Raw genomic sequence first — 24,614 nt, forward strand, 5'->3', positions numbered from 1 at the left:
GACCGGGTTGCCTGTATCGCAGGCAAGCCAGCTCCCACTTTTTACGGTGTTCACACCTCAAACGGTGGGAGCGGGCTTGCCCGCGATGGCGGCCTGCCAGGCGACACCCCTCCTGCGGAAAGTGAAATGAAACAGAAAAAAGCCCAATGGCCCTGGCACCTGCTGACCGTGGTCGTGCTGGTCGGCCTGGCTGGCGCGTTGTACTACGCCACCTCACTGATGGCCTACGAGTGGCGCTGGAACCGCGTGCCGCAGTACTTCGCCTATCAGGCCGAAGAAGCGCAGCGCGCCGCCGACATCTCCACGGTCATCGACCTGGTGCGCAAGGGCGACGTCGCCGAAGTGACCCTGCGCAACGACGCCGGTGCCGAACAACGGGTGAGCGTGGCCGACAACAGCCTGCAAGTGGCGCGCGGCGATGATGTGGCCGAAGGCGATGTGATCGGGGTGAACCGCCATTGGGCGCTCGGCCCTTTGATGTGGGGCTTGTGGACCACGTTGTGGCTGTCGGTGGTCTCCGGGATCCTCGGGTTGGCGATTGGCCTGGCGACTGGGCTGTGCCGACTGTCCAGTAACCCCACCTTGCGCGACCTGTCGACGCTCTACGTCGAACTGGTGCGCGGCACGCCGCTGCTGGTGCAGATCTTCATTTTCTATTTCTTCATCGGCACGGTGCTCAACCTGTCCCGGGAGTTCGCCGGGATCGCCGCGCTGTCGCTGTTCACCGGTGCCTACGTGGCGGAAATCGTGCGGGCCGGCGTGCAGTCCATCACCCGTGGTCAGGACGAAGCCGCGCGTTCCCTGGGCCTGAGCGCCAGCCAGTCGATGCGTCACGTGGTATTGCCGCAGGCCTTCAAGCGCGTGCTGCCGCCCCTGGCCGGGCAATTTATCAGCCTGGTGAAGGACACCTCGCTGGTCTCGGTGATCGCCATCACCGAACTGCTCAAAAGTGGTCGCGAGGTGATCACCACCTCGTTCTCGCCATTCGAAATTTTGTTCTGCGTCGCAGGCCTGTACCTGCTGATCAACCTGCCGCTGTCGAAAATGGCCAGCCGGCTTGAGCGGAGGCTCGCACAAAGTGATTGAAGTCCGCGATCTGGTAAAAGTCTTTGATACCCGTGGGCAAGTGGTGCGCGCGGTCGACCACGTCACCACGCAGGTGGCCAGGGGCGAGGTGCTGGTGGTGATCGGTCCGTCCGGTTCCGGCAAGTCCACCTTCCTGCGCTGCCTCAACGGCCTGGAAGCCTTCGACTCGGGCTCGGTGAGCATCGACGGCCTGCAACTGGCCGACCCGAAGACCGATGTGAACGCCTACCGCCGCGAGGTCGGCATGGTGTTCCAGCACTTCAACCTGTTCCCGCACATGACCGTACTGGAAAACCTCTGCCTGGCGCAAAAAGTCGTGCGCAAGCGCGGTAAAAAGGAGCGCGAAGCCAAGGCCCTGGCGCTGCTGGAAAAGGTTGGCATTGCGCAAAAAGCCAACGAGTTCCCCTCACGCCTATCCGGCGGGCAGCAACAGCGGGTGGCGATTGCCCGCGCCCTGGCCATGGAGCCCAAGGTGATGCTGTTCGACGAGCCCACCTCGGCGCTGGACCCGGAAATGGTCGGCGAAGTGCTGGACGTGATGAAAACCCTGGCCGTGGAAGGCATGACCATGGTCTGCGTCACCCACGAGATGGGCTTTGCCCGCGAAGTGGCGGACCGGGTGCTGTTCTTCGACCACGGCAAGTTGCTCGAAGACGCGGCACCGTCCGAATTTTTTGCCGCGCCCAGGGACCCGCGCGCCCAAGCGTTTTTGCGTCAGGTCCTGTAGCCGTCAGACCTTGAACCGTTCGACGTACTGCTGCAGGCTCACCCCCAGCCGTGCCAGCTCGATACTCGCCGTTGCCGTCTGTTCACTGGCGGTGGCGGTTTGCTCCGAGGCGTCGCGCACTTTCAACACACTGCGATTGATCTCTTCGGCCACTGCGCTCTGCTGTTCGGCCGCCGCCGCAATCTGCGGATTCATGTCCTGGATAACCGCCACGGTGCGGGCGATCTCCATCAGCGCATCGCCGGCGTTGCGTGCCAGGCCGACGCTGCTGTCGGTGAGCGTGCGACTGTGGTCCATGATGTCGGCCACTTGCTGTGTGCCGCTGTGCAGGCCGCTGATCAGCCCTTCGATTTCCTCCGCAGACTGCTGGGTACGCTGGGCCAGTGTGCGTACTTCGTCGGCGACCACCGCAAACCCCTGACCGGCTTCGCCGGCGCGCGCCGCTTCGATGGCGGCGTTGAGCGCCAGCAGGTTGGTCTGCTGCGAGACGGACTTGATCACGTCCAGCACGCTGCCGATTTTCTGGCTTTCCCGTTGCAGCGCCAGCATGGCCTGGCTTGAGCGTGCCATTTCATGGGCCAGGTGTTCGATTTGCGCCACGGCACCGGTCACTACTTGATCGCCGATTTCGGTCTGTTGATTGGCCGCACCGGCAGCAATTGAAGCCTGCTCGGCATGCCGAGCGACTTCCTGAGCGGTGGCCAGCATCTGGTTCATGGCGGTCGCCACCTGCTCGGTTTCCGCGCGCTGATGGTTCACCCCGGCGCGCGTTTGCTCGGTGACCGTGGACAGCTCCTCGGCCGCGCTGGCGACTTGTCGTGCGTTGTCGCTGATGTTGCCGATCAGCGCGCGCAGGTTCGCCGTCATCTGGTTCATGCTGCGTTGCAACTGGCCCAACTCGTCCTTGCGCCGGGTCTGCAGGTCGTCGCTGAGGTCGCCCTGGGCAATGCGGTTGGCCATCGACAGTGCCATGCGCAGCGGCTCGACGATTTGCCTGGCAATCAGCCACGCCGCCAGCGCGCCGAACAGCAGGGCGGCAGCGGTGATGAGCAAGGTATGGGTGCGCGCCTGCTCGGCCTCGCGGTCGCGGCGCTGGGTCTGGTCCTGGCTTAACAGGTCGCTTTGCCCGAGCAATTGATCCAGCAATGTCTCCAACTGCGTTTGCCCGGCTTCGGTGCTCAATTGAGTGTCCTTGAGCCGTGTGAGGTGGGTGCGCATGCCTTGCACGGTGGTGTTCAACAGGGTGCTGTTGACCGGCAGCTTCGCCACGGCGGCCTGGGCCGTTTCGAGATCGCGCTCGGCATCGCTGACCGATTGTGCATAAGCCTCCAGTGAACTGGCGGCCCAGGCCGGGCTTTGCGCACGGTCGTCGGCCTGTTCGATGGCCTGGCGCAGGTCTTCCACGGCATCCAGGGCTTTTTGATCGTCCTGATCCGGCAGGTCGCTGGCCAATTGCGTCAACACATCACCGGTCTGCGAGGCAGTCTCCTTGAGTTTTTCGCGGGCGGCCTCGCGCTGCTCAACCAGCGTCGGCACCTCCTTGAGTCGCGCTTTGAAGGTGCTGGAAAGACGGGTCATCTCCTGATGGTACTCGGCCGCCTTGGGCGCCTGGAGTCGGCCGGGAAGCTCGGTCAGCAGGTCATCGATTTTTTGCATGCCCGTACCCAGCTTGTTGAGGCTGTCGGCATTGTTCAGGGTTCGGTAAACAATGCGGTCTGCCCGCAGCTCTTCACCGGCCACCGCCAATTGCGACAGCAGCGTGAGCGTTTGTGAGCGGTAGCGGGAAGCCTCCAGGGCTTGCCAGCCCGTTGTGGCAATCACAAGGCTCAGGGCAAGTACCAGGGAAAACCCCAGGATCAGTTTGAAGGTGACACTTATATCACCCAGCAGATGAGTCATTCGACGAAGCATGATCGACCTCCAACGAGAGAGTAACCGGCGTGGTTAAACGCTAGTCCCATCGATGGTCGGTCGAGCCTGATAAATGCGTAGGAAATTTCAGAGGTGGCAGGCGGCGACCGAGAACCGGTCGCCGCACAGGCAGATGCGTCAGACCCGGAAGCGGCTGACCAATGCTTGCAGATGGGTGCCCAGACGCGCCAGTTCAGTACTCGAAGCGGCGGTTTCTTCGCTGGCCGCAGCGGTCTGCTCCGAGATGTCGCGCACGTTCAGCACACTGCGGTTGATCTCTTCAGCCACGGCGCTTTGCTGCTCGGCGGCGGTGGCGATCTGCGAGTTCATCGCCTGGATGGTCGACACCGTCAGGGTGATGCTCGACAGGGCAGTGCCGGCGCGACGGGTTAGCTCGACGCTGCTGTCGGTGAGGCCACGGCTGTTGTCCATGATGGTCGCCACCTGCTGGGTACCGCTCTGCAGGCCGACGATCAGCTCGGCGATCTCCTCGGTGGACTTCTGGGTACGCTGCGCCAGGCTGCGCACTTCGTCGGCCACCACGGCAAAACCCCGTCCGGCCTCACCCGCACGGGCGGCCTCGATGGCGGCGTTGAGCGCGAGCAGGTTGGTCTGCTGGGCCACGGATTTGATCACGTCGAGCACGCTGCCGATCTTGTCGCTCTCACGCTGCAGATGGCCCATGGCCTCGGTGGAGCTGCCCACCTCGGCGGCCAGGCGTTCGATCTGGGCGATGGCTTGCGCCACCACCTTGTCGCCTTCACGGGCCTGCTGGTCGGCAGCCACGGCGGCTTCGGAAGCCTCTTCGGCGTTGCGCGCGACTTCCTGTACGGTGGCGGCCATTTCGTTCATGGCGGTGGCCACCTGGTCGGTCTCGACCTTCTGGCTGTTGACCCCGGCACTGGTCTGTTCGGTAACGGCTGACAGTTGCTCGGCCGCGCTGGCGATTTGGGTCACGCCGTCGCTGATGCCCCCGATCAACGCCCGCAGGCCCAGGGTCATGCTTTGCATGGCCCGTTGCAGTTGGCCCAGTTCGTCTTTGCGGCCGGACTCCAGGTTGTGGCTCAAATCGCCCGAGGCCACGCGCTCGGCGACCTGCAGGGTCTGGTTGAGCGGGATGATGATCTGGCGGGTGATCGCCCAGGCGGCGAACAGGCCCACGATCAATGCCAGCGCGGCGGCCAGCAGCAGCAGGTATTTGGCTTGCGCGGCATCCCGGTCGCGCACGGCGGTCTGCGACACGGTGAGTTTTTCGCTGTGCCCCATCAGGATATCGCCCTGGGCGGTGATGGTCTTCAGCGCAGCGGCGGCGGCCGTCTGGGAGTCACGGTATTGGCTAACGGCGGCGCGGTAGGCCTGCAGCGAAACGCCGGCCTGTTGCAGGTTGGTCTGGTACTGCGCCGGCAGTTGGCCTTCGAGCTCGCTGGCTTTCTTGAGGGCGTTGTCGATGGCATCCAGCGCCGGTTGCTCGGCCTCGACCTTGCCGCTGTAGGTGTAGCCGCGCACCTGGAAGCGTGCCTGCTGGATCAGTTTGCTCAAGCTCACCACGCTGTTGAACTGGCTGACGCTGTCGCCTTGCAGCAGTGAGGCTTCGACCTCGCTGACCTTGGCCACCGCATTGTCAGCGGTGTCGCCCAGTTTGCTGCGTGCGCCTTCACGCTTGAGCCCGGCCTGGACCATGCCAGCGAAGGCCTTTTTGTACTGGCTCAAGGCTTCCTGCTGCTGTTCGACCAGGACCTTGTCTTCGGGTTGTTCGATCAATTGCGCGGCTTTTTTCAGGCCGTCGTCCAACTGTGCAATCAGGCTATCGACCGCGCCGGTGCCTTGCTCGCCGCGCCGCATTTCGAAGTCCAGGCGCGCCAGACGCAGGTCCTTGGTCACGCCGTTGAGGCTGGAGATATAACCCAGCTTGTCACCCCGACCGATCACATCGCCCACGCTGGTCCAGCCGGTGAAGGTGATCATTAATGTCAGTACCAATACCAGGCCGAAGCCCACGCCCAGTTTGGTTTTGACGCTGACATTGCCCAGCTTTTCGGCTAACCGACGATACATGTTGCAAACTCCCCTGTAACAAGGCTTGGACTTATCGAGGGGCTATCGGCCGGTGCTCAGGATTCTGTAGCAACATAACCGTCGTGAGAGGGCTTTTTTTAGAAAAGGCGGGAGAGCAGGGCGGTGACGGCGGTTTCGACGCGCAGAATGCGCGCGCCCATTTGCACCGGTTGCAGGCCGGCCTTGGTCAGCAGGTCCACCTCGTAGGGGATCCAGCCGCCTTCTGGGCCAATGGCCAGCGTCACGGACTCTTCGAGTCCGCGCGGGCAGGGCGGATAATCGCCGGGGTGGCCGATCAGGCCGAGGGTGCCCTCGGTCATGGCTGGCAGGCGATCTTCCACGAACGGCTTGAAGCGCTTCTCGATGATGATCTGCGGCAGCACCGTGTCCCGCGCCTGTTCCAGGCCGAGAATCAGTTGCTCGCGTACCGCGTCAGGCTCCAGGAACGGGGTCTGCCAAAAGCTTTTTTCCACCCGGTAACTGTTGAGCAGCACCACCTTCGGCACACCCATGGCGGCTACGGTTTGCAGCACGCGGCGCAGCATCTTGGGACGCGGCAAAGCCAGCAGCAGGGTCAGCGGCAGTTTGGCCGGTGGCGGCTGGTCGAAGCTGACGTGCAGCTCGGCCTCGGCAGCCTCCAGACGCAGCAAGTGTGCGTTGCCCATCAACCCGCCGATGCGTCCAACGCGCAAGCTGTCGCCAACGGCGGCACGGTGGACGTCCTGCATGTGCACCAGGCGCCGGTCGCGCAGCACCACACGGTCGGCCGCGATGAAGTCGGCCTCCTCAAGCAGCAGCAGGTTCACGGCTGGGTCGCTGGCGGTTGGTCGTCGTCGGCGGGCTGGTCTTCGGGGTGTTCGCCACGCTTGCTGATCAAACCGCTGAACAGGATGCCGATCTCGAACAGCATCCACATCGGCACGGCCAGCAGGGTCTGGGAGAAGATGTCCGGCGGCGTGAGGATCATGCCCACCACAAAGCAGCCGATGATCACATACGGGCGGATCTTCTTCAGGTACTTCACGTCGACCACGCCGATCCACACCAGCAGCACCACGGCCACCGGGATCTCGAACGCCACGCCGAAGGCGAAGAACAGCGTCATCACAAAATCAAGGTAGCTGGTGATGTCGGTCATCATTTCCACCCCGGCCGGGGTGGCGGCGGCGAAGAACTTGAAGATCAGCGGGAACACCAGGAAGTAGGCGAAAGCCATGCCGGTGTAGAACAGCAGAATGCTCGACACCAGCAACGGCACCGCAATGCGCTTCTCGTGCTTGTACAGGCCCGGCGCAATAAAACCCCAGATCTGATGCAGGATCACCGGGATCGCCAGAAACAGCGAGACCATCATGGTCAGCTTCAACGGCGTGAGGAACGGCGAGGACACATCGGTGGCGATCATCGTCGCGCCCACCGGCAGGTACTGACGCAGGGGCGTGGAAACGAAGGTGTAGATCTGCTGGGTAAAGGCGAACAGCCCGGCAAAAATGATGAAGATCGCCGCCACGCAACGCAGCAGGCGGGTACGCAGCTCGGTGAGGTGCGAGACCAGCGGCATGTGCTGGTCGTTTTCCGGTTTATCAGCGCTCATGGGGCTCGCGGCGGCAATGTAGGGTCATGGGGAGCGGGCGCTGCAACAGGCGCCGGCACAGGCTCGGTGGGAACGGTCGGGCGCGCGGGCGGGGTTTCAACCACCGGTGCGATGCTGTTGGCCGCAGGCTCCGCCGGTTTGGCGGGCTCCTGCACCGGCGTCAGGATTTTGCGCGCCTCCTGCTCCAGCGACAGGATGTGTTCGTTGTGCAACTGACGGCGGATTTCGTCGGCGCCGATTTCCCGTTCAACTTCCTGTTTGATCGCATTGAAACTGCGTTTCAGGCGACCGATCCACAGGCCCGCCGTGCGTGCTGCACCGGGCAACCGTTCCGGCCCCAGCACCAGCAAGGCAACCAGGCCGACGAGGAGCAGTTCAGAGAAGCTGATACCAAACATTAGTCAGTACTCACAGGTCTTTGCGGGTCGGCTCTTCGACTTTCTCAGCCTGCACGTCGAACGTACGACGCTCGGTGATCGGCTGGGTGGCCTGCGGGTGCACGGGCTGGGCCGGCGGCACGGGATTGACCACGGGGTCGGCCGGTTTTTCATCGTCGTTCATGGCCTTGCGAAAGCCCTTGATCGACTCGCCGACGTCGGTGCCCAGGTTCTTGAGTTTCTTGGTGCCGAATACCAGTACCACCACCACCAGAATGACGATCCAGTGTTTCCAGTCAAAAATGCCCATGCTGCAAATCCTCCAGTCTTAGTTATTCAAGCGGACGGGCGCGAGGCCTTTTCGACGTGCCCGGACAAACCGAAGCGACGGTCCAGCTCATCCAGCACGGCCTGTGGATGCTGCCCCAGTTGGGCGAGCATCACCAGGCTATGAAACCACAGGTCCGCGGTTTCATAGATGACATCGCTGCAATCACCGCTGATCTGCGCATCCTTGGCGGCAATGATCGTCTCGACGGATTCTTCGCCGAGCTTTTCCAGAATCTTGTTCAGGCCCTTGTGGTAAAGGCTGGCGACATAGGAACTGTCGGCGTCCGCGCCTTTGCGCGCTTCCAGCACCTGGGCCACACGGTTGAGGGTATCGCTCATGTTCAGTGTCCTGCCGGGTAGATGGCGTGCGGGTCTTTGAGCACCGGCTCGACCACTTTCCACTCGCCGTTCTCGAACACGCGGTAGAAGCAGCTGTGACGCCCGGTGTGGCAGGCGATGCCGCCGATCTGCTCGACCTTGAGGATCACCACGTCGCCGTCGCAGTCCAGGCGCAGCTCGTGCAGGGTTTGCACATGCCCGGACTCCTCGCCCTTGCGCCACAGTTTGCCACGCGAACGTGACCAGTAAATGGCGCGCTGCTCGGCGGCGGTCAGGCTCAGGGCCTCGCGGTTCATCCAGGCCATCATCAATACGCGCCCGGTCTTGTAGTCCTGGGCAATGGCCGGCACCAGGCCGTCACTGTCCCACTTGATCTCGTCCAGCCAGTCTTTCATGTTCGGCTCCGGCAATTTGCGACAGTGTATAACCGGATGGGCTATCGACGCACGATCAGATAAATACCCACGGCCACCATCACACCGGCCGGCCAGAAGCCCAGCTGGTTCAATGGCCCGACGATGGCGAGCATCACGCCGCCCACCAGGTGCGTGGCGCCAAGCAGGCGCAGGAACCAGTCGTCCTTGCGCTTGCGCCACGGCGGCTCCGGGTCCCTGGCATGGGGCTGGGACATGCGCTCGAGCAGGTCACGGGTCATGTTGGCCAGATGGGGCAGTTGCTCCATCTGGCTGTACATATTGCCGATCATGGTTTTGGGGCTCATGCGCTCGCGCATCCAGCGTTCCAGGAACGGTTGGGCGGTGTTCCACAAGTCGAGGTCCGGGTACAGCTGGCGGCCCAGGCCTTCGATGTTGAGCAGGGTTTTTTGCAGCAAGACCAACTGCGGCTGCACTTCCATGTTGAAGCGCCGCGCGGTCTGGAACAGGCGCATCAGCACCTGACCGAAAGAAATATCCTTTAACGGCTTTTCAAAGATCGGCTCGCACACCGTGCGGATCGCCGCTTCGAACTCGTTGAGCTTGGTTTCCGCCGGCACCCAGCCCGAATCGATGTGCAACTGTGCCACGCGGCGGTAGTCACGCTTGAAGAAGGCAAACAGGTTGCGCGCCAGGTAGTCCTGGTCTTCCGGGGTGAGGCTGCCGACGATGCCGCAGTCGATCGCGATGTATTGCGGGCTCCACGGAGTAACGGTGCTGACGAAAATGTTGCCGGGGTGCATGTCGGCGTGGAAGAAGCTGTCGCGAAATACCTGGGTGAAGAAAATCTCCACACCGCGCTCGGCGAGCATCTTCATGTCGGTGCGCTGGTCGGCCAGGGCGGCGAGGTCGGTGACCTGCAGGCCGTAGATGCGCTCCATCACCAGTACTTTTGGGCGGCACCAGTCCCAATACACTTGCGGCACGTACAGCAGCTGCGAGCCTTCGAAGTTGCGGCGCAGCTGGCTCGAGTTGGCGGCTTCGCGCAGCAGGTCGAGTTCGTCGTAGATGGTTTTTTCATAGTCAGCGACCACGTCCACCGGGTGCAGCAGGCGCGCATCGGCGGAGAAGCGTTCGGCGGCGCGGGCGAGGACGAACAGCCACGCCAGGTCCTGACCGATGACCGGCTTGAGGCCCGGGCGAATCACTTTCACCACGACTTCTTCGCCGGTCTTGAGCTGTGCGGCGTGCACCTGTGCGACCGAGGCCGATGCCAGCGGTTCGACGTCGAACCGGCTGAACACCTCGCTGATCTTCTTGCCCAGCTGCGACTCGATCAGCGCCATCGACTGTTGCGAGTCGAACGGCGGCACGCGGTCCTGCAGCAGCATCAGTTCGTCGGCGATGTCTTCGGGCAACAGGTCGCGGCGAGTGGAAAGAATCTGCCCGAACTTGATGAAGATCGGTCCCAGGTCCTGCAATGCCAAGCGCAGGCGCGCGCCACGGCTGAGCTCGAGCTTTTTGCGCGGCAACCAGCGCCACGGCAGCACATAGCGCACCGCCAACAAAAACCACGGCAGTGGCAAGGCGAACAGCAGGTCATCGAGGCGGTAGCGCATGACCACGCGCTGGATACGAAACAAACGGCGGACGGCGAGCAGCTTCATGCGTTATCGCTTGGATCAAGGGAACGGCTCAGGCGCTCGAAGCGTGCCTCGAGGCGTTCCAGGTCGATTTTGGCCTTGTCGAGTTCACGAAAGCGCGCTTGCGCTTCTCGCTCCCCGACCAGGGTGCGCGCTTCTTCGCTCAGGTATTCGGCGAGGTTCTGGTTAAGGCTGGCAAACCCCTGTTGATACCACTGCGCGCGGCTGCGCAGGTGCCCGCTGATCAGTGGGGTGGCCACCGGGCCGAGCCAGCGCGACAGCTCGTATTCCCAGTCCAGTTCCAGGTCCTGCAACACGGCGGCGAGATCCATCAGCACCGCGCTTTCGCCTTCCAGGTGCACCTGCGGGCTGTGCAGGATGGCAGTCTTGTTGCGGCTCAGGGCCAGATTCAACAGGCTGGAGGCCGGTGCGCGCAGGGTGCAGTCGGCTTCGGCAGCCCATTGTGTGGCGAGCAGCAGGCCTTCGTCGCTGGGCAGGATGAACAGTTGCAGGGCGGGACGGGTGCAATCGACGGCGATCACCTTGCCGTTCAAGTGCCCCAGCCGCGCCAGGGCGGTACTGTCCAGGCGCAACACACGGTTGAGGCCGCGCTCGACGCCGGCAAGAAGGCCCGCGAGCAGCATCAGGGTTTGATGCCGCGGTGCAGGGCGACGATACCCGAGGTCATGTTGTGGTAGGTCACGCGGTCGAAACCGGCTTCCACCATCATCGACTTGAGGGTTTCCTGATCGGGGTGCATGCGGATCGACTCGGCCAGGTAGCGATAGCTCTCGGCGTCATTGGTGATCAGCTTGCCCATCAGCGGCATGAAGGCAAACGAGTAAGTGTCGTAGACCTTGGACATCAGCGCATTGGTCGGCTTGGAGAATTCGAGCACCAGCAGACGACCGCCGGGCTTGAGTACGCGCAGCATCGAGCGGATCGCGTCTTCCTTGCGGGTCACGTTGCGCAGGCCGAAAGCGATGGTCACGCAGTCGAAATGGTTGTCCGGGAACGGCAGTTTTTCCGCGTCGGCCTGGACGAACTCGATGTTGTCGGCCACGCCCTTGTCCAGCAGGCGATCACGGCCGACCTTGAGCATCGACCCGTTGATGTCCGCCAGCACCACCTGACCGGTGGGGCCGACCAGCCTGGAGAACTTGGCCGCCAGATCACCCGTGCCGCCGGCGATGTCCAGCACGCGGTTGCCGGTGCGTACGCCTGACAACTCGATGGTGAAGCGCTTCCACAGGCGGTGCATGCCGCCCGACAGCACGTCGTTCATCAGGTCGTACTTGGCCGCCACGGAGTGGAACACCTCAGCGACCTTTTCCGCTTTCTGGCTTTGCGGGACGTTCTTGAAGCCGAAGTGAGTGGTGGGTTCGGCATCGCTGCCTTTGCGCTGATCAGTCATATCGCTGTCACCAAAAGAGAATGCGGCACATGATAATCCCCAGGGCCTGCTTTGTCTTGGCAAGGCTGAAGGTAAGATAGGTGCTTATCGAGACCCTTTGCTGCATCGAAGGTTTCTCAGCCCCTCATGAAAGGAGTCATTGGCATGGCCCGTATAACCGTTGAGCGTGAGCATTCCCTGGGTAAGCAAGGGGCGCGGGCGAAGGCCGACACGCTGGCGCAGAAACTCAATGACAAGTATGGCGTGGAGTCGTCGTGGTCCGGCGACACCTTGAACCTCAAGCGTTCGGGGGTTAAAGGCACGGTTGAAGTGGATGATGATTCATTGCGCATCAACGTGGAGTTGGGCCTGTTGATGTCGGCCATGAGTGGCACGCTTAAATCCGAGATCGAGAAAGCACTGGACAAGGCGTTGGCCTGATCGATTGCACTTAGGGTGTCGATTCTAATTTTCCAGCCTACTGTGTGCGCAAGCCCTCAACGACTGCGGGCCGATTCCCGTACTGACTTGTGAGGTGCACCATGGCCAACGTTATGCTGCGAAAAAAAATCGATGTTCAGACCCCTGCCGTCAGTGGCGTCAAGCGTTATGCCCGCAAGATCTGGCTGGCGGGCCTTGGCGCTTATGCGAGGGTCGGCAGCGAGGGCGGCGAGTACTTCAAGGAACTCGTCAAGAGCGGTCAACGTATTGAAAGTAAAAGCAAAAAAGTTGCAGTTGAACAAGTGGGCGCGGATAACAGTCATATCCACCAAGTAAAGAGTTATGTCTCAAACGTCAAAGACCTGGTTGAAGTTCAGCTGGCTAACGTTGAAAGCGCTTTTGACTCGCGTGTTGCAAGTGCCTTGAATCGGATCGGCATTGCGTCTAAACATGACGTTGAGACACTCTCTGCTAAGCTCGAAGAGCTGACGGCATTGCTCGAACGTGTCGCGCGTAAACACTAAGGAGACACCGGAATGGCTGTTAAAAAGACTACTCAGAAAGAAAGCAGCTCGTGGGTCGGGGAAGTTGAAAAATATTCCCGCAAGATCTGGCTTGCTGGTTTAGGCGTGTATTCGAAGGTGAGCAGTGACGGCGGCAAGTACTTCGAGACGCTGGTTAAAGACGGCGAAAAAGCCGAGAAGTTGACCAAAACTTCAGTGGGTAAAAAAGTCGACGCGGCAAAGGCCACCGCCGGCTCCGCCAAGTCGAGCATTTCCGACACCTGGGGCAAGCTGGAAGAGACGTTCGACAAGCGCCTCAACAGTGCCATCTCGCGACTTGGCGTACCGAGCAAGGCAGAGCTGAAAACCCTGCACAGCAAGGTTGATACCCTGACCCGCCAGCTTGAAAAACTCACGGGTGCCAAGGCGACGCCTGTGAAAGCAGCGGCTGCCAAGCCGGCGGCTAAAACGGCAGCGGCCAAACCTGCTGCAAAAAGTGCTGCCAAGCCTGCGGCGAAGGCTCCGGCTAAAGCGGCCGCCAAGCCGGCTGCAAAAACCGCAGCGGCCAAACCGGCCAGCAAGCCGGCGGGCAAACCGGTGGCAGCCAAACCCGCCGCCAAGCCTGCAGCAGTGAAGACTGCGGCAAAACCTGCGGCCAAAACCGCTGCCGCCAAGCCGGCTGCGAAACCTGCCGCAGCCAAACCTGCCGCCAAGCCGGCTGCGAAACCTGCCGCAGCCAAACCTGCCGCCAAGCCAGCAGCCAAACCAACAGCCGCCAGGAAACCTGCAGCTGCGAAGACGCCGGCCGCCGCCAAGCCTGCCAGCTCTGCCGCCAACTCGGTCTCTGCGCCTGCTGCAACGCCGACTGCAACGCCGGTAACCCCGACGCCCTCCAGTCAGTCCTGATTTTCCAGGGCACACAAAAACGCCCGGCCTGCGAAGGTCGGGCGTTTTTGCATTCACGGCCTGAGCATCATCAGTTGTAAGTAATCGACACCGTTACCGCGCTGGCCAGCGTACCGTGGGTGATCGGCTTGCCGGTCTTGTGATACGCCGCTTTCAGCGCCAGCACCGCCTTTTTGTCACTCGTGGCAATCGTGCGGCTGCGTTGTGCTGGTGTTCCGTTGGCTGGCAAGGCTTGCCCGCTGGACAGCCCGAGCGCCGTGCCCGCCGACGTCCCGGTATTGGCAAAGAGTGCGGGGTTGTCGGTCGACGGCGTGCCCGCGAACAGGAAAATCACATTTTTGACGTCCGAGTCGCAGTCGGCGGCCAGCTCGAAGTCATGTTCGCCGGCGGACGTGGCGGTATCGAAGTCCGACACTTTGACTGGCGGCAGGGTGATGGTGCGATTCACATCCCCGGCGATCAGGTTGCAGGTGCCGGCATTGACCACACCGGCAAAGGTCAGGGTCCCCGTGGTGGCCGCCAGTGCATCATGGGTCGCCAGGCTGGCCGTCACGGCCAGCAGCAGGGAGAGTTTGGAAAGGTTCATCAAAGGTCCTTGGGGGTCAGTTATAGGTGATGTTGACCGTGGCGGTGCTGGTCAGCGTGCCTTGGCTGACCGTGCCGTTGCGGTGATAGGCAGCGCTGAGTGGCAACACGGCACGATCGCCGGATACCGCCAGCGTGCGCTCGTTGTCGCTGCCATCGGCCGAGAGGGTTCGCGCAACGCCGTTTATGCGTGAATACAGCCACAGCGCCACGCCACCGGCGGTGCCCGTGTTGGCGAACAGCAAGGTGTTTTCAGGTGCAGGCGTGCCGGAGAAACGGAATGTGACGCTGGAGGCCTCGCTGCAGTTGGCGCTTAACTCGAAGTCGCGTACGCCGGCAAAAGGCGCCGCTTCAAACGCGCTGGCTTGCACCGGGTCGAGCGAAATGGTGCGATTGACGTCGCCGGCTGCCAGGTCGCAGGTGGCGGCAGGGCTGACGAAGCGCACCGGGCTGTCGAGCAGCAGCTGGTAGCGGCCCAGGATGTTGTTCCTGACGTCTCTCATGCGGTAATCGAAAATATTGCCGGCAGGCATGACCCCGCCTGTCACCGGCCCGATTTTGTAGAAAATCGCCTCCGCTTTCGTGAAAATCGGGATCCTCCCCGGTGGACCGACGGTCTCGCCGCTCGTCAAAGCGAAGTTGTTGGTCGACCCGCGTGCATCGGTGATTCTGATCGTGATGCCTACGCCGGGCGCCTCGGTAGGGGACGAGAAGGCGATCGGATCTTTTGGACCTAATTGTCGCGCGATGACCACGATCAGGTTGTGGGTGGGGCAGTCGAGAAAACGGTCAGGCAGCACGCCGTTAAAGGGTTGGCGCAGGATTTCGCTGCCCAGGGGCAGGCTGGCCGGTACGTTGATAACGGCTGGCAGCGTCAAGCCATGCTGGGAGTTGGAATAACTCTCACAATAGGCTTGGGCTGCTAATGGAACGCTGGTCAGTAGTACGGCGAACAGGCGTTTGATGGAATGCTTCATCTTCAGTCCCACAAGAAACAAGAGGTTCATGGGCGCGCGCCGCGTTGCGTGCCGGCTTTGCAAACGCCCGCATCCAACTGGCGCAAGCGGGTGCTCGCGGTGCTGTCAGGTTGTACCGCCAGGTCGTAGTCGAGCTGGCAGGTGTCGTCAGCCAGGGGGCCCCATGTGATGCGTAACCGGCCTCGCGTGCCGGCTACACGCACGAATGCTTTTGCGCCCTGGCCGACAATCCCGACAGTGGCGCCGACTTCGTCGAACACATCGGCACCGAACGGCAGCACGCTGCCGTCCTCGCGCAAGGCGCTGATCAATACGGCGTGGCCGCCGATGACCTCAAAGGGCAGCCGCACCACCGAGCCCGCGCGCGGCGCGACGTTTTGCGAGGCCGTCTTAAGCTCGGTATCGACGGACAGATCCCCGGGGTCCAGTTCGACCACGTTCTGCCGATACGGCGTGAGATGGGGCACCACGGCAAAGCCGCTGTTGTCGACCTGCGCACTGCGGTTGCCATTGACTCGGGCACCCTGGGCATTCGGCGCCTGGACGATGCCGAGGGTATCGCCCAGCTCCGGAGCGAAGGTCACGCCGCCTGAGTGGGCGACAATGCCGCCGGTGATGCCGAACGCGCTTGAGCGGTACGCATCGCTTTGGCCATACCCGGCCGACATTACGCCGTGGCTGGCCTGATACCGCACATCGGCACTGCTGGCGTTGCCGCCGCCCCGTGCCTGGCTGCTGCTCAGGCCATAGTTCAATTCGCTACGTTCACCCAGGCTGCCACTCAGGCTCACGCGCTCGCCGCTGCTTTGATCGCCGTGGTAGGCGGTGGTGGTCAGGGTCGGTGGGCGTGCGCCTTTGCCCAGTGGCAGGCTGAAGGTCAGGTCTACCTGCTTGTCGACCTTTTCACTGAGCAAGTCGCGGGTACGCTGGGCGCTGACGGTGTAGTGAAGACCCTTCCATGAGCCGCTGTAACCGGTGGTGAACGTCAGATTGCCGTTGGTTCGATTCCAGTAATTCTGCGATGAACCCGTCAGGTACATCGAGCCACTGCCCACGCGCTGGTTGAGGCTGATGTCCATGCGGTCACGCAGGCGCGACACGCTGTCCAGTTTCAGCCCGTCAATGGCGAGGTCGCGCACGCGCGCTGCATCGCTCACGCTCAGGAAGCCTTCAGTGGAATAACGGTAGGCGCCCAGCGCGAAGTGGGTGCCGGAGTCTGCAAAATTCTTGCTGTAGCGCAACTGAACGCTCTGCCCTTGGCGCGCCCCATGGCCCGGCAGGCGCGCGTGGGAGTGCGTGAGGTCCAGCGACAGCGCGCCGAGCGGGGTGTTGAACGCGGCGCCAAGCAAGGGCGAGCGATAGTCCTCGCCCACCACCACGCCGGTATAGCCCGTCAGCAGGTTGTTCAGCCCGCGCTGGTAGGTGGCTTGCATCAGTGCCGGTGGGTGGTGCAGGCCAATTTCATCCAGCCGGCCGGCGCTCAGCGAATAGCGGCTGGCATCCGGGCGCAGCAGGTTGGCGTTGGCGGCAAACGGTACGATGAATTCGCGTGTGCGGCCATCGGCCTCTGTGACGGTGACCTGCAGGTCGCCGCCGTAGCCGGTGGGAAACAGGTCATTGAGCACAAACGGTCCAGGCGCCACGGATACTTCGTCGAGCAGCACGCCGCGCTGGCGCACGCTGACCCGCGCGTTGGTCTCGGCCACGCCGCGCACCACCGGGGCGAACCCGGTCCGTGAATCGGGCAGCATGCGGTCATCGCTGAACAGGCTGACCCCACGCAGGCGCACGCTGTCGTACAACTCACCCGGCGTGTAGATTTCGCCGATCATCAGTTGCGAACGCAGCAGACTCACGTCGCGTTGCACATAGCTGGCGCTGCTCTGGTAGCCGGCGGCGGTCGAGGTGCGGCTGTAGCTGCCGTTATGGCGCAGGTGCCAATCGCCCAGATTGAGGCCTGTGTTCAGGCCCAGGTAGCTCGACCCCAGCGAATGCCCAGCCGTCTGCGTCACAAAGGTGTTGGCGTTGTAGCGCACAAAGGCCGCGTTGATGCCGTTGTCCCAGTGCTGCGGGTCGACGTAGCCGCGTGGCTGGCGTGCCAGGTAGATCTGCGGAATCTGCAGCTCCAGGCGGTTTTCTCCGGAATCGAACCGGCTGCTGGCGCCAGGCAGGTAGGTGGCGATGTCTGCACAGGTGGAAAACGCCGTCACGGTTTCCAGGCTGATGCCAAACCGTTGCAACGCCTCGCGCTCCAGGCACAGCTGCGCCGCTTCCTGGCCCGGCAGCATGGCGAACGCCACGGTTTCGCGGCCGATCCACTGGCCATTGAGGCGCACGTCGGCGCGGTAGCTGCCGGGCAGCACGACGTTGCCCTGATTGAAGCGGGAGATATCCACCTGCAAGCCAGCCGCGCGATCGGCAAAGAAGGCCGGGTTGAATTCAACCTGTTCGGCACCTTGTGCACTGTTGACCAACGACAGACCCAGCGCCATCGGGTAGAAAAATTGACGTGCGGTTTTTACGCCGATAGGCGTGTTCAGACTCATGGTTGCAGTGCTCGGAAACAGATGCCGATGGAATGTCGGCACAGGCAATCCCTGCCCGGTTGATCGGGCATCGGTACGAAGGCTTTTGATGGGGTTGAACGCTATGGCGACGTCAGGGCGGCGCGGTGGCGCTGTGGGCCACTTTCACGCCGAAATCGTCGAGGGTCTTGAACGCCACGGTGGCCGCAACGCCGGGCGCCGACTTGAGCGTGGGCAGGTCGAAGCGGTTGCGCCCGCCCGGCACCACCATGTATTCAGCGCCTGAAACGGGCGGTTTGCGCGGGTGACGCTGGCCGGCTTCCAGCACGTCAATCTGGTCAAAGGTCACGTAGTAAGGCGTCGGGTTGAACACTTCCACTGCCTGCCCCTGGTGGGTCGACACACGGCGCCATTGCAGTTTTTCGGGCGCGTCTTCGACTCTGTAAGGCAGGTTCGCCGGTCGGAAAAACAGCTTGATCCGCGAGCGAAATGCCAACTGCAGCTGATTGCCTTGAAGGGCTGTCGAGGACTGCGCAGGCACCTCCAGCAGGTTGAACCAGAACAGGCTTTCCTGGGCTTGCGGCAGGGCGTCGCCCGTATAGGCCAGCCGCGCCACCTGCTGTTTGCCGGGCTCCATACGAAAGATCGGCGGCGTAACCACGAACGGCACGCCCGCCCGTTCCGGCGTTGCCTGCTCGTCGCCGCTGTCCAGCCATACCTGGGCCAGCACCGGTGCCTGGTTCTTGCTTTCCAGGCGCACCGTCACTTCCCTGTCGTTCTGCCCATAGACGATGCGCGTGCTGTTGATCACCACGCTTGCCTGTGCGGTATGGGCGCCTATCAGCACCATGGCCAACACCGCGCGCCTCACCCGTGTCGATGAAATCAAGGTTGTTTTCATCTCAGCGGGCCTGGGCGTCTAGGTCAGCCGAGTGACGCACACGGGCGCCGAAGTCGGTGATGGTGGTGAACTCGACCTTGAGCGCGCCGCTTGGGCGACTGCGCAGCAACGGCAGCACAAACTGTTTCACGTCGCCGGCCGGCAGCAGCAGGCTGTCGGTGGCCGACTGGTTCGGCGCTTTGCTGAATCGTTGGCCCGCGTTGAGCAAATCCACTGACGCGAGCGAAAGATGGTACGGCGTTGGATTGGTGACCTGCAGGGCAAACCCCTGTGCGTGGCTGACCAGCTTCCATTGCAATTTGGCAGCGGCACTGGCCGCCGGGTAGGGCAGCGTGGGCGGGCGCAGGAATACGCGCAGACGGGTGCGAAACGACAATTCGATCTGGTTGTTTTTTTCGGCATCCGCCGCGCGCGGCGGCACTTCCAGCACGTTGAGCCAGTACAGGCTTTCCCGGTCGGTGGGCACCGGGTCACCGGAGTAGCGCAGGCGCAATGCCTGTTGCTGGTAAGGCTCGATGCGAAAGATCGGCGGCGAAACACTGAACGGCGCCTGCGCAGTGGCTGGCCTGGAGTGTCGGTCGCCACTGTCCAGCCAGGTTTGCACCAGTGCCGGGCGGCTGCCTCTGTTTTCCAGACGCACGATGACTTCCTGGCGCTGCGCCGGGTAGATCACCCGCGTGCCATGCACAATCACGCCCGCCTGTGCGTCGGGTGTCAGCAGTAACAGCACGGCAAGTGCCGCAGCCAGCCATGCAAGGCCGCTCATTGTTTTCATCGTCCGATCTCCTCTCGTCACTCCTTACTCGGCGTACTCGATCATGAAACCGACCCTGGTATTGACCTTGCCCTCAGTGGCGGCGCCGCTGGCGTAAAGCTGCGCCGCGAGGGGGATGGTTGCCTGGTTGTCGGTGATCACCACGGCTTCGGATTTGTCGGTGTAGACATTGAGCGGCGTGCCGGTACGACTGGTGACTTCGACCTGCACGTTTTTGGCATTGGTGGTGTCGGACGGGTCGTCGTAGCCGTCGATATTCAAGCGCCCGGTCGCCACATCGATAGCGGGGCTGGTCGGGTCGAACGCCACCATGGCGGTGCGCCCGTTGGTGCAACTGCCTTCGCCAGGAGCGCCGATGCGAATGGTGAAGCCGGTGAGGTTGGCGCGGCTGCCGGCCGTGGCCAGGCGCGCGGCTGAGACGCCGCCCAGGTTCACATCCTTGACCACCGCCCCCGTGCCGGGCGCGGCCCCTTCGATGGTGCAGGTCACGTCTGTCACCAGGCCGCTGAAATTGATCACGCCATCGGTGGCATGGGTGGTAGTCGACAGCGCTGCACTCAGAATGAGGGCGGCGGGAATTAAAGCCTTAACGTTCATCGTGTTCTCAAGGTTGGGTGTAAATAATGGGTCCTTATAATGTGTATCTAAAAGTGAATGTTCTCTATAGAGAAGTATCGATATTGCGTTCGTAATAGATTGAAATCGTATTGTTTGTATTGAGTATTTTTTAAAGTGCGGCGTGGCTAGGAAGTTTCCCTCGGAATACTCTGTCAGTCGTTACTGTAGTTTTATGTAGTCTTTGTTGTGGGCAAATATTGAATGCCCTGTAGGCCTGGGTTATAGCGTTGAACAAGTTACAGGCATTAACGCAGGTATCCCGATGGCAACTTCAAGTTCCACCCCTTGCACTGTCATGCTGCTGGATGACCACGAGATGGTTCGCCAGGGTATCGAGCTGGGCCTGCGCAACGAGGCCGATATCCGCGTGATCGGCTCGTTCGGCACGGCAAGGGCGTTGCTGGAGGCGCTGGACCGGCACGCTGCGGACGTGGTGGTCATGGACTTCGTGCTGGCGCCCTCGGAGACCGACGGTCTGAACCTGATCCAGGTGCTCAAGCGGCGTTTCAGCCGGTGCAGATCGTTGATCGTGGCGTCGCACTACACGCCCGCGACGGTTGCGCTGTCGTTGAAAGCCGGGTGTTGGGGAATCCTGGGGAAAACCCAGAACCTGCAGACGTTGATCACCGCTATTCGAACCGTCGCCCAGGGCCGCTTGTATGTGCAGCCCGGTATGGTGCCGGCGCTGCAAGGCATGCAATCGATGCCGCACGTTGCCGGCCCGCGCTCAAATTTGGATATTTCAACGCCGCTGCGCTTGAGCGCCTGTCTCACACCCAAAGAGCAGGAAGTGCTGCGCTGTTTTCTCGATGGCATGTCGGTGAGTTCAATTGCCGCCAAGTTTTCCCGCAGTGCAAGTACCATCAGCACGCAAAAACAATCGGCGTATCGAAAGTTGGGTATCAGCAACGACAGCGAACTGTTCAAGTTCAATCAGCAGTTCGGCGAGTTTGAATAATTGCCGGTTAAACCGGGTCTTGCAGGTAACGCAGTGCCAGCCGTTCGGTGGCATGGCGTATCGGCGGCAACAGGTGCGGTGCCACCAGCATCATGATCTGGTAAACCACCACCCGCACCTCGCCGACACGGCCGAGAACGCGCTGATAATCCAGGGAAAACAGCAGGGTCAGGGTGATTTGCTCCACCAGTTGCCCCAGTGCCTGGGTATCGCTCACCAGTTGCCCATCGGCCTTGAGCCGCGCCAGCAGCGAGGCGAGGGTGCGCTTGAGGGCGGTGAGCAGGTGGCGAATGCCCTTGGCCAGCTTGGGCAGGCGTCCGGCCAGGTTGGACAGGTCCTGGAACAGAAACCGGTAATGCGCCATGCGCTCCACGATCAGGTGCAGGAACAGCCAGTAATCCTGGGGTTCCAGGTGCGCATCGGCGGGCGGGTCGAGCAGCGGCGCCAGCTCGGTCTGAAAGCGCTCGAACAGCCCCAGCACCAGCGGCTCCTTGCCATGGAAGTGATAGTAGAGGTTGCCGGGGCTGATCCCCATCTCATTGGCCACCTCCATGGTCGACACATTCGGTTCGCCCTTGTGATTGAACAACTGCAGGGCAAATTCAAGGATACGGTCGCGGGTCTTCATCCGGGCTTCTTGGGCTGATCGTTGAGTTGAGCGCAGGCGCACACAGGCGGCCGGCGACGCGTTATTACACGGTTGGTCGCGGGTGAATCACGGCGCGCAGGCGCTCCTCCTGAAGGAATTTCATGATGATCGGCGCCACGGCTTCGGCCCGGGTGATCAGGAACAGGTGGCCGTCATCGATGATGTGCAACTGCGCATTGGGGATGCGCCAGGCGAGCAGGCGCATGTTGATCAGCGGAATCAGCGGGTCGTCGTCACCGGCCAGCACCAGGGTTGGCTGGCGGATCTTGTGCAGCCAGTGAATGCTGGTCCAGCCCAGCCCTGCGAACAGCTGCCAGTAGTAGCCCAGCTTGCCCGCCGAGCGCACTTTGCTGGCGTGCTCGGCAGCCAGCCTGGCATCCCGGCGGAACGAGCCGCCGTAGATCATCGGTGCAATGCGCACCACGTGGGACGGCTGGATATAGCGGCGCGGGCTTGCCATCAGCCACAGCACCTTGGGTTTGCCCGGCACCATCACCGCACCCGCCGCCGTGGCTGCCAGGATCAGTTTCTTGCAGCGTTCCGGGTAGTCATGGGCGAACTGCTGCGCCAGCGCGCCGCCCCAGGACACGCCCACTGCGTTGACCTGGCCGTAATCCAGATAATCGAGCATGCGCGCGGTGAGCCTGGCCAGGCCGGGGAAGCGATAGGGCCGGTTGGGCGTCGAAGAGCCGCCGACGCCTGGCACATCGAAGGCAATCACTTCCAGGTCCGGGTCCAGGGCCTGCACGAACGGAAACACCAGCTCCAGGTTGGCGCCGATGCCATTGAAGATCAGCAACGGCGTCAGGTGCGGTTTGCCCGGACGCACCGCCGTGCGCAGGGTCTGGCCGTCCAGGTCGATGGTGCGGAAGATGAACGGTTGCGACATGCTCAAGCCCTGTGCAGTGTGACAGCCGGAATGTGGGCGAACTGTGGGAGGCAGCAGGCTCCCGATGACGGTGCATCAGCAACCGGTGTTGACTGACACATCGCTATCGGGGAGCAAGCCCCTCCCACACTTGATCTCATCCCATCATAAAAGTGTGTTCTAGCGTTCGTGAACGTAAGTGCCCGGCGCCGCTTCGGCTGCGGCGTAGATTTTATTGCCCAGTTTGGCCGGGGCCTTCTTCAATTTGCCTGCGCGCTCCGCCTGCCACGCCTGCCAATGCAGCCACCACGAATCGGTGTGCTTGGTCGCATCCTCCTGCCACTCCAGCGCGGTGCAGCCCAGGCCATCGCTGGTCTGGTAGCGCGCCTTGGGGTTGCCCGGCGGGTTGGGGATGCTCTGGATATGCCCGCTGCTCGACAGCACGAACTCCACCTTGCCGCCAAACAACTGCGCCGACTTGTAGCAGGACTGCCACGGTGTGATGTGGTCGTTGGTGCCGGCCAGGGAGTAGATGTCGGCGGTGATCTGCTTGAGGTCGATGGGCGTGCCGCACACTTCCAGGGCATTGGCGCGCACCAGGGGGTTGTTCTTGAACAGTTCGATCAGGTCCCCGTGGAAAGCCGCCGGCAGGCGCGTGGTGTCGTTGTTCCAGAACAGGATGTCGAACACCGGCGGCTCATTGCCCAGCAGGTAGTTGTTGACCCAGTAATTCCAGATCAGGTCGTTGGGACGCATCCAGGCGAACACCTTGGCCATGTCACGGCCTTCGAGCACGCCGGCCTGATAGGAATGGCGCTTGGCGGCCTCCAGCGTCTGTTCGTCGACGAACAGCGCCACCTGGGTGTCCAGCGTGGTGTCCAGTACGCTCACCAACAGCGTCAGCGCGTTGACCTTGTTCTCGCCCAGCGCCGCGTAGTGGCCCAGCAGCGCCGTGCAGGTGATGCCGCCGGAACAGGCGCCGAGCATGTTGATATCCTTGCTGCCGGTGATCGCGCTGACCACGTCCACGGCTTCTTTGAGCGCTTCGATGTAGGTCGACAGGCCCCACTCGCGCTGGGCCTTGGTGGGGTTGCGCCAACTGACGATAAAGGTCTGCTGGTTATTGCGCAGGCAGAAGCGCGCCAGGCTTTTTTCCGGGCTCAGGTCGAACACATAGAATTTATTGATCTGCGGCGGCACCACCAGCAGCGGGCGCTCGTGCACCTGTTCGGAGATCGGCTTGTACTGGATCAGCTCCAGCACGTCATTGCGAAACACCACCGCGCCTTCGGTGGTGCCCAGGGTCTTGCCCACTTCGAAGGCGCCCATGTTGACCTGGCTCGGCATGCCGCCGTTGTGCACCATGTCCTTGGCCAGGTGGGACAGGCCATCGAGCAGGCTTTTGCCGCCGGTCTCGAAGAAGCGCTTGACCGCCGCCGGGTTCGCCACGCTGTTGGTGGGTGCCATGGCTTCGGTCATCAGGTTGATCACGAAGTGGCCGCGGCTGATGTCCTGGGGCGACAGGCTGCTGTCATCGATCCAGTCGTGCAGTTCCTTGCGCCATGCCAGATAGGTTTGCAGGTAGCGTTTATAGAGCGGGTTCTGGCTCCAGGCCGGGTCGCTGAAGCGACGGTCATCGTGCTCCGGCACCAGCGCGGATTGGCCGAACATCACGTTCTTCAACTCGAGGCCCAGATGAGCGGCATGCTTGACGCTGTGCAGCGGTTGCCTGATGGCCTGGGTCAGCACCATCTTCGCCGAGGCGAGCAAGTCCTTTTTGCGTAACGCGATGATCGGGTTCAGCCCCAGCGTGTTTTCCGAGGCCTGGCGTTTCAAGTCATCGTTGTTCTTGTTACTCATCTACGACGCTCCATTGTCCGAAAGACGAGTACCGGTTATTGCCGCGCGTCCGGTTTCGCTGCACGGCACAAGCCAGGTACTGCACTTGGGTGACCGTTGCTACCGCATCGTTAAATGCAGGGAACTTGCCAGTCCCATGGGTTACCCGAGTTTAATTTTTTGCGCAAGCGGGCCAATCATTGGCCACACAACAGATCATTCAAGCAGATGAAATTAGAA

26 protein-coding genes and 1 pseudogene are annotated in these 24,614 nt (G+C 62.1%); 6 read left to right on the plus strand and 21 right to left on the minus strand.

Features of this window, described 5'->3' with window-relative positions; genetic code table 11:
* Positions 1–126: 126 nt before the first annotated feature.
* Both H045_RS22750 and H045_RS22755 read left to right on the plus strand, forming a co-directional pair.
* A complete protein-coding gene (locus tag H045_RS22750; RefSeq protein ID WP_003237401.1) occupies positions 127–1,086 on the plus strand; it encodes an amino acid ABC transporter permease in 960 nt (319 codons plus the stop codon).
* Positions 1,079–1,813 (plus strand): amino acid ABC transporter ATP-binding protein, encoded by a 735-nt coding sequence (locus tag H045_RS22755; RefSeq protein ID WP_003237400.1) that lies wholly within the window; start codon positions 1,079–1,081, stop codon positions 1,811–1,813. Before H045_RS22750 ends, H045_RS22755 begins: the two co-directional genes overlap by 8 nt.
* Positions 1,814–1,816: 3 nt before the next feature.
* Here H045_RS22755 and H045_RS22760 read toward each other — a convergent pair whose 3' ends face one another.
* The 12 genes and pseudogenes from H045_RS22760 to ubiE form a co-directional block, all read right to left on the minus strand.
* On the minus strand, positions 1,817–3,724 hold the full coding sequence (locus H045_RS22760; RefSeq protein ID WP_032871364.1) for a methyl-accepting chemotaxis protein: 1,908 nt from the start codon (positions 3,722–3,724) through the stop codon (positions 1,817–1,819).
* A 138-nt stretch (positions 3,725–3,862) separates the two neighbouring features.
* Positions 3,863–4,735, minus strand: a complete 873-nt coding sequence (locus H045_RS25950) for a methyl-accepting chemotaxis protein (protein WP_370671333.1) — start codon at positions 4,733–4,735, stop codon at positions 3,863–3,865.
* 33 nt (positions 4,736–4,768) lie between these two features.
* Positions 4,769–5,779, minus strand: a pseudogene (locus H045_RS25955) (methyl-accepting chemotaxis protein); the annotation flags it as partial.
* 98 nt (positions 5,780–5,877) lie between these two features.
* Positions 5,878–6,585 (minus strand): 16S rRNA (uracil(1498)-N(3))-methyltransferase, encoded by a 708-nt coding sequence (locus H045_RS22770; protein ID WP_015373563.1) that lies wholly within the window; start codon positions 6,583–6,585, stop codon positions 5,878–5,880.
* On the minus strand, positions 6,582–7,373 hold the full coding sequence (tatC, locus tag H045_RS22775) for a twin-arginine translocase subunit TatC (protein ID WP_003237393.1): 792 nt from the start codon (positions 7,371–7,373) through the stop codon (positions 6,582–6,584). Before tatC ends, H045_RS22770 begins: the two co-directional genes overlap by 4 nt.
* Positions 7,370–7,771: a Sec-independent protein translocase protein TatB gene (gene tatB, locus H045_RS22780; protein WP_015373564.1), complete on the minus strand. Its 402-nt coding sequence runs from the start codon at positions 7,769–7,771 to the stop codon at positions 7,370–7,372. The genes tatC and tatB overlap by 4 nt, the downstream gene beginning before the upstream one ends.
* Before the next feature lie 10 nt (positions 7,772–7,781).
* Complete coding sequence (locus H045_RS22785) at positions 7,782–8,060, minus strand: twin-arginine translocase TatA/TatE family subunit (RefSeq protein WP_003237389.1); 279 nt, start codon at positions 8,058–8,060, stop codon at positions 7,782–7,784.
* A 26-nt stretch (positions 8,061–8,086) separates the two neighbouring features.
* The gene (locus H045_RS22790; protein ID WP_003237387.1) at positions 8,087–8,419 is read right to left on the minus strand and encodes a phosphoribosyl-ATP diphosphatase; all 333 of its coding nucleotides are present in this window, start codon (positions 8,417–8,419) and stop codon (positions 8,087–8,089) included.
* A gap of 2 nt (positions 8,420–8,421) precedes the next feature.
* On the minus strand, positions 8,422–8,814 hold the full coding sequence (gene hisI, locus H045_RS22795; protein WP_003237374.1) for a phosphoribosyl-AMP cyclohydrolase: 393 nt from the start codon (positions 8,812–8,814) through the stop codon (positions 8,422–8,424).
* Between the two features lie 41 nt (positions 8,815–8,855).
* Positions 8,856–10,460 (minus strand): ubiquinone biosynthesis regulatory protein kinase UbiB, encoded by a 1,605-nt coding sequence (gene ubiB / locus H045_RS22800; RefSeq protein WP_003237372.1) that lies wholly within the window; start codon positions 10,458–10,460, stop codon positions 8,856–8,858.
* Positions 10,457–11,080 carry a ubiquinone biosynthesis accessory factor UbiJ gene (locus H045_RS22805; protein WP_003237370.1) on the minus strand — a complete coding sequence of 208 codons (624 nt, stop codon included), beginning with the start codon at positions 11,078–11,080 and terminating at the stop codon, positions 10,457–10,459. The genes ubiB and H045_RS22805 overlap by 4 nt, the downstream gene beginning before the upstream one ends.
* Positions 11,080–11,850: a bifunctional demethylmenaquinone methyltransferase/2-methoxy-6-polyprenyl-1,4-benzoquinol methylase UbiE gene (gene ubiE, locus H045_RS22810; RefSeq protein ID WP_003237369.1), complete on the minus strand. Its 771-nt coding sequence runs from the start codon at positions 11,848–11,850 to the stop codon at positions 11,080–11,082. The genes H045_RS22805 and ubiE overlap by 1 nt, the downstream gene beginning before the upstream one ends.
* A gap of 144 nt (positions 11,851–11,994) precedes the next feature.
* On the opposite strand from ubiE, the gene H045_RS22815 reads away from it, so the two are divergent.
* The 3 genes from H045_RS22815 (at position 11,995) to H045_RS22825 (ending at position 13,679) form a co-directional block, all read left to right on the plus strand.
* Entirely contained in the window at positions 11,995–12,270 is a 276-nt protein-coding gene (locus H045_RS22815) for a polyhydroxyalkanoic acid system family protein (RefSeq protein WP_015373565.1), read from the plus strand.
* A 101-nt stretch (positions 12,271–12,371) separates the two neighbouring features.
* Entirely contained in the window at positions 12,372–12,794 is a 423-nt protein-coding gene (locus tag H045_RS22820) for a phasin family protein (RefSeq protein WP_015373566.1), read from the plus strand.
* Positions 12,795–12,806: 12 nt separating this feature from the next.
* Entirely contained in the window at positions 12,807–13,679 is an 873-nt protein-coding gene (locus H045_RS22825; RefSeq protein WP_015373567.1) for a phasin family protein, read from the plus strand.
* A gap of 70 nt (positions 13,680–13,749) precedes the next feature.
* Here the strand turns inward: H045_RS22825 and H045_RS22830 are convergent, their stop codons facing one another.
* The 6 genes from H045_RS22830 to H045_RS22855 all read right to left on the minus strand — a co-directional run bounded on the left by H045_RS22830 (position 13,750) and on the right by H045_RS22855 (position 20,039).
* Positions 13,750–14,265 (minus strand): fimbrial protein, encoded by a 516-nt coding sequence (locus H045_RS22830; RefSeq protein ID WP_003237361.1) that lies wholly within the window; start codon positions 14,263–14,265, stop codon positions 13,750–13,752.
* Positions 14,266–14,281: 16 nt separating this feature from the next.
* Complete coding sequence (locus H045_RS22835; protein WP_015373568.1) at positions 14,282–15,271, minus strand: fimbrial protein; 990 nt, start codon at positions 15,269–15,271, stop codon at positions 14,282–14,284.
* A complete protein-coding gene (locus H045_RS22840) occupies positions 15,268–17,787 on the minus strand; it encodes a fimbria/pilus outer membrane usher protein (protein WP_015373569.1) in 2,520 nt (839 codons plus the stop codon). The genes H045_RS22835 and H045_RS22840 overlap by 4 nt, the downstream gene beginning before the upstream one ends.
* A 112-nt stretch (positions 17,788–17,899) precedes the next feature.
* Positions 17,900–18,667: a fimbrial biogenesis chaperone gene (locus tag H045_RS22845; RefSeq protein WP_049818599.1), complete on the minus strand. Its 768-nt coding sequence runs from the start codon at positions 18,665–18,667 to the stop codon at positions 17,900–17,902.
* A 1-nt stretch (position 18,668) separates the two neighbouring features.
* The gene (locus tag H045_RS22850; protein WP_003237352.1) at positions 18,669–19,442 is read right to left on the minus strand and encodes a fimbrial biogenesis chaperone; all 774 of its coding nucleotides are present in this window, start codon (positions 19,440–19,442) and stop codon (positions 18,669–18,671) included.
* Between the two features lie 24 nt (positions 19,443–19,466).
* Positions 19,467–20,039 carry a fimbrial protein gene (locus tag H045_RS22855; RefSeq protein ID WP_003237351.1) on the minus strand — a complete coding sequence of 191 codons (573 nt, stop codon included), beginning with the start codon at positions 20,037–20,039 and terminating at the stop codon, positions 19,467–19,469.
* Positions 20,040–20,355: 316 nt separating this feature from the next.
* On the opposite strand from H045_RS22855, the gene H045_RS22860 reads away from it, so the two are divergent.
* On the plus strand, positions 20,356–21,018 hold the full coding sequence (locus tag H045_RS22860; protein WP_015373571.1) for a response regulator: 663 nt from the start codon (positions 20,356–20,358) through the stop codon (positions 21,016–21,018).
* A gap of 7 nt (positions 21,019–21,025) precedes the next feature.
* On the opposite strand, the gene H045_RS22865 is transcribed toward H045_RS22860, so the two are convergent.
* From H045_RS22865 to phaC, 3 genes are all read right to left on the minus strand, one after another.
* Entirely contained in the window at positions 21,026–21,646 is a 621-nt protein-coding gene (locus H045_RS22865) for a TetR/AcrR family transcriptional regulator (RefSeq protein ID WP_015373572.1), read from the minus strand.
* A gap of 64 nt (positions 21,647–21,710) precedes the next feature.
* Complete coding sequence (gene phaZ / locus H045_RS22870; RefSeq protein ID WP_003237345.1) at positions 21,711–22,556, minus strand: poly(3-hydroxyalkanoate) depolymerase; 846 nt, start codon at positions 22,554–22,556, stop codon at positions 21,711–21,713.
* A gap of 159 nt (positions 22,557–22,715) precedes the next feature.
* A complete protein-coding gene (phaC, locus tag H045_RS22875; RefSeq protein WP_015373573.1) occupies positions 22,716–24,395 on the minus strand; it encodes a class II poly(R)-hydroxyalkanoic acid synthase in 1,680 nt (559 codons plus the stop codon).
* Positions 24,396–24,614: the final 219 nt, after the last annotated feature.

The organism is Pseudomonas poae RE*1-1-14 (assembly GCF_000336465.1).
Taxonomy (GTDB): domain Bacteria; phylum Pseudomonadota; class Gammaproteobacteria; order Pseudomonadales; family Pseudomonadaceae; genus Aquipseudomonas; species Aquipseudomonas poae.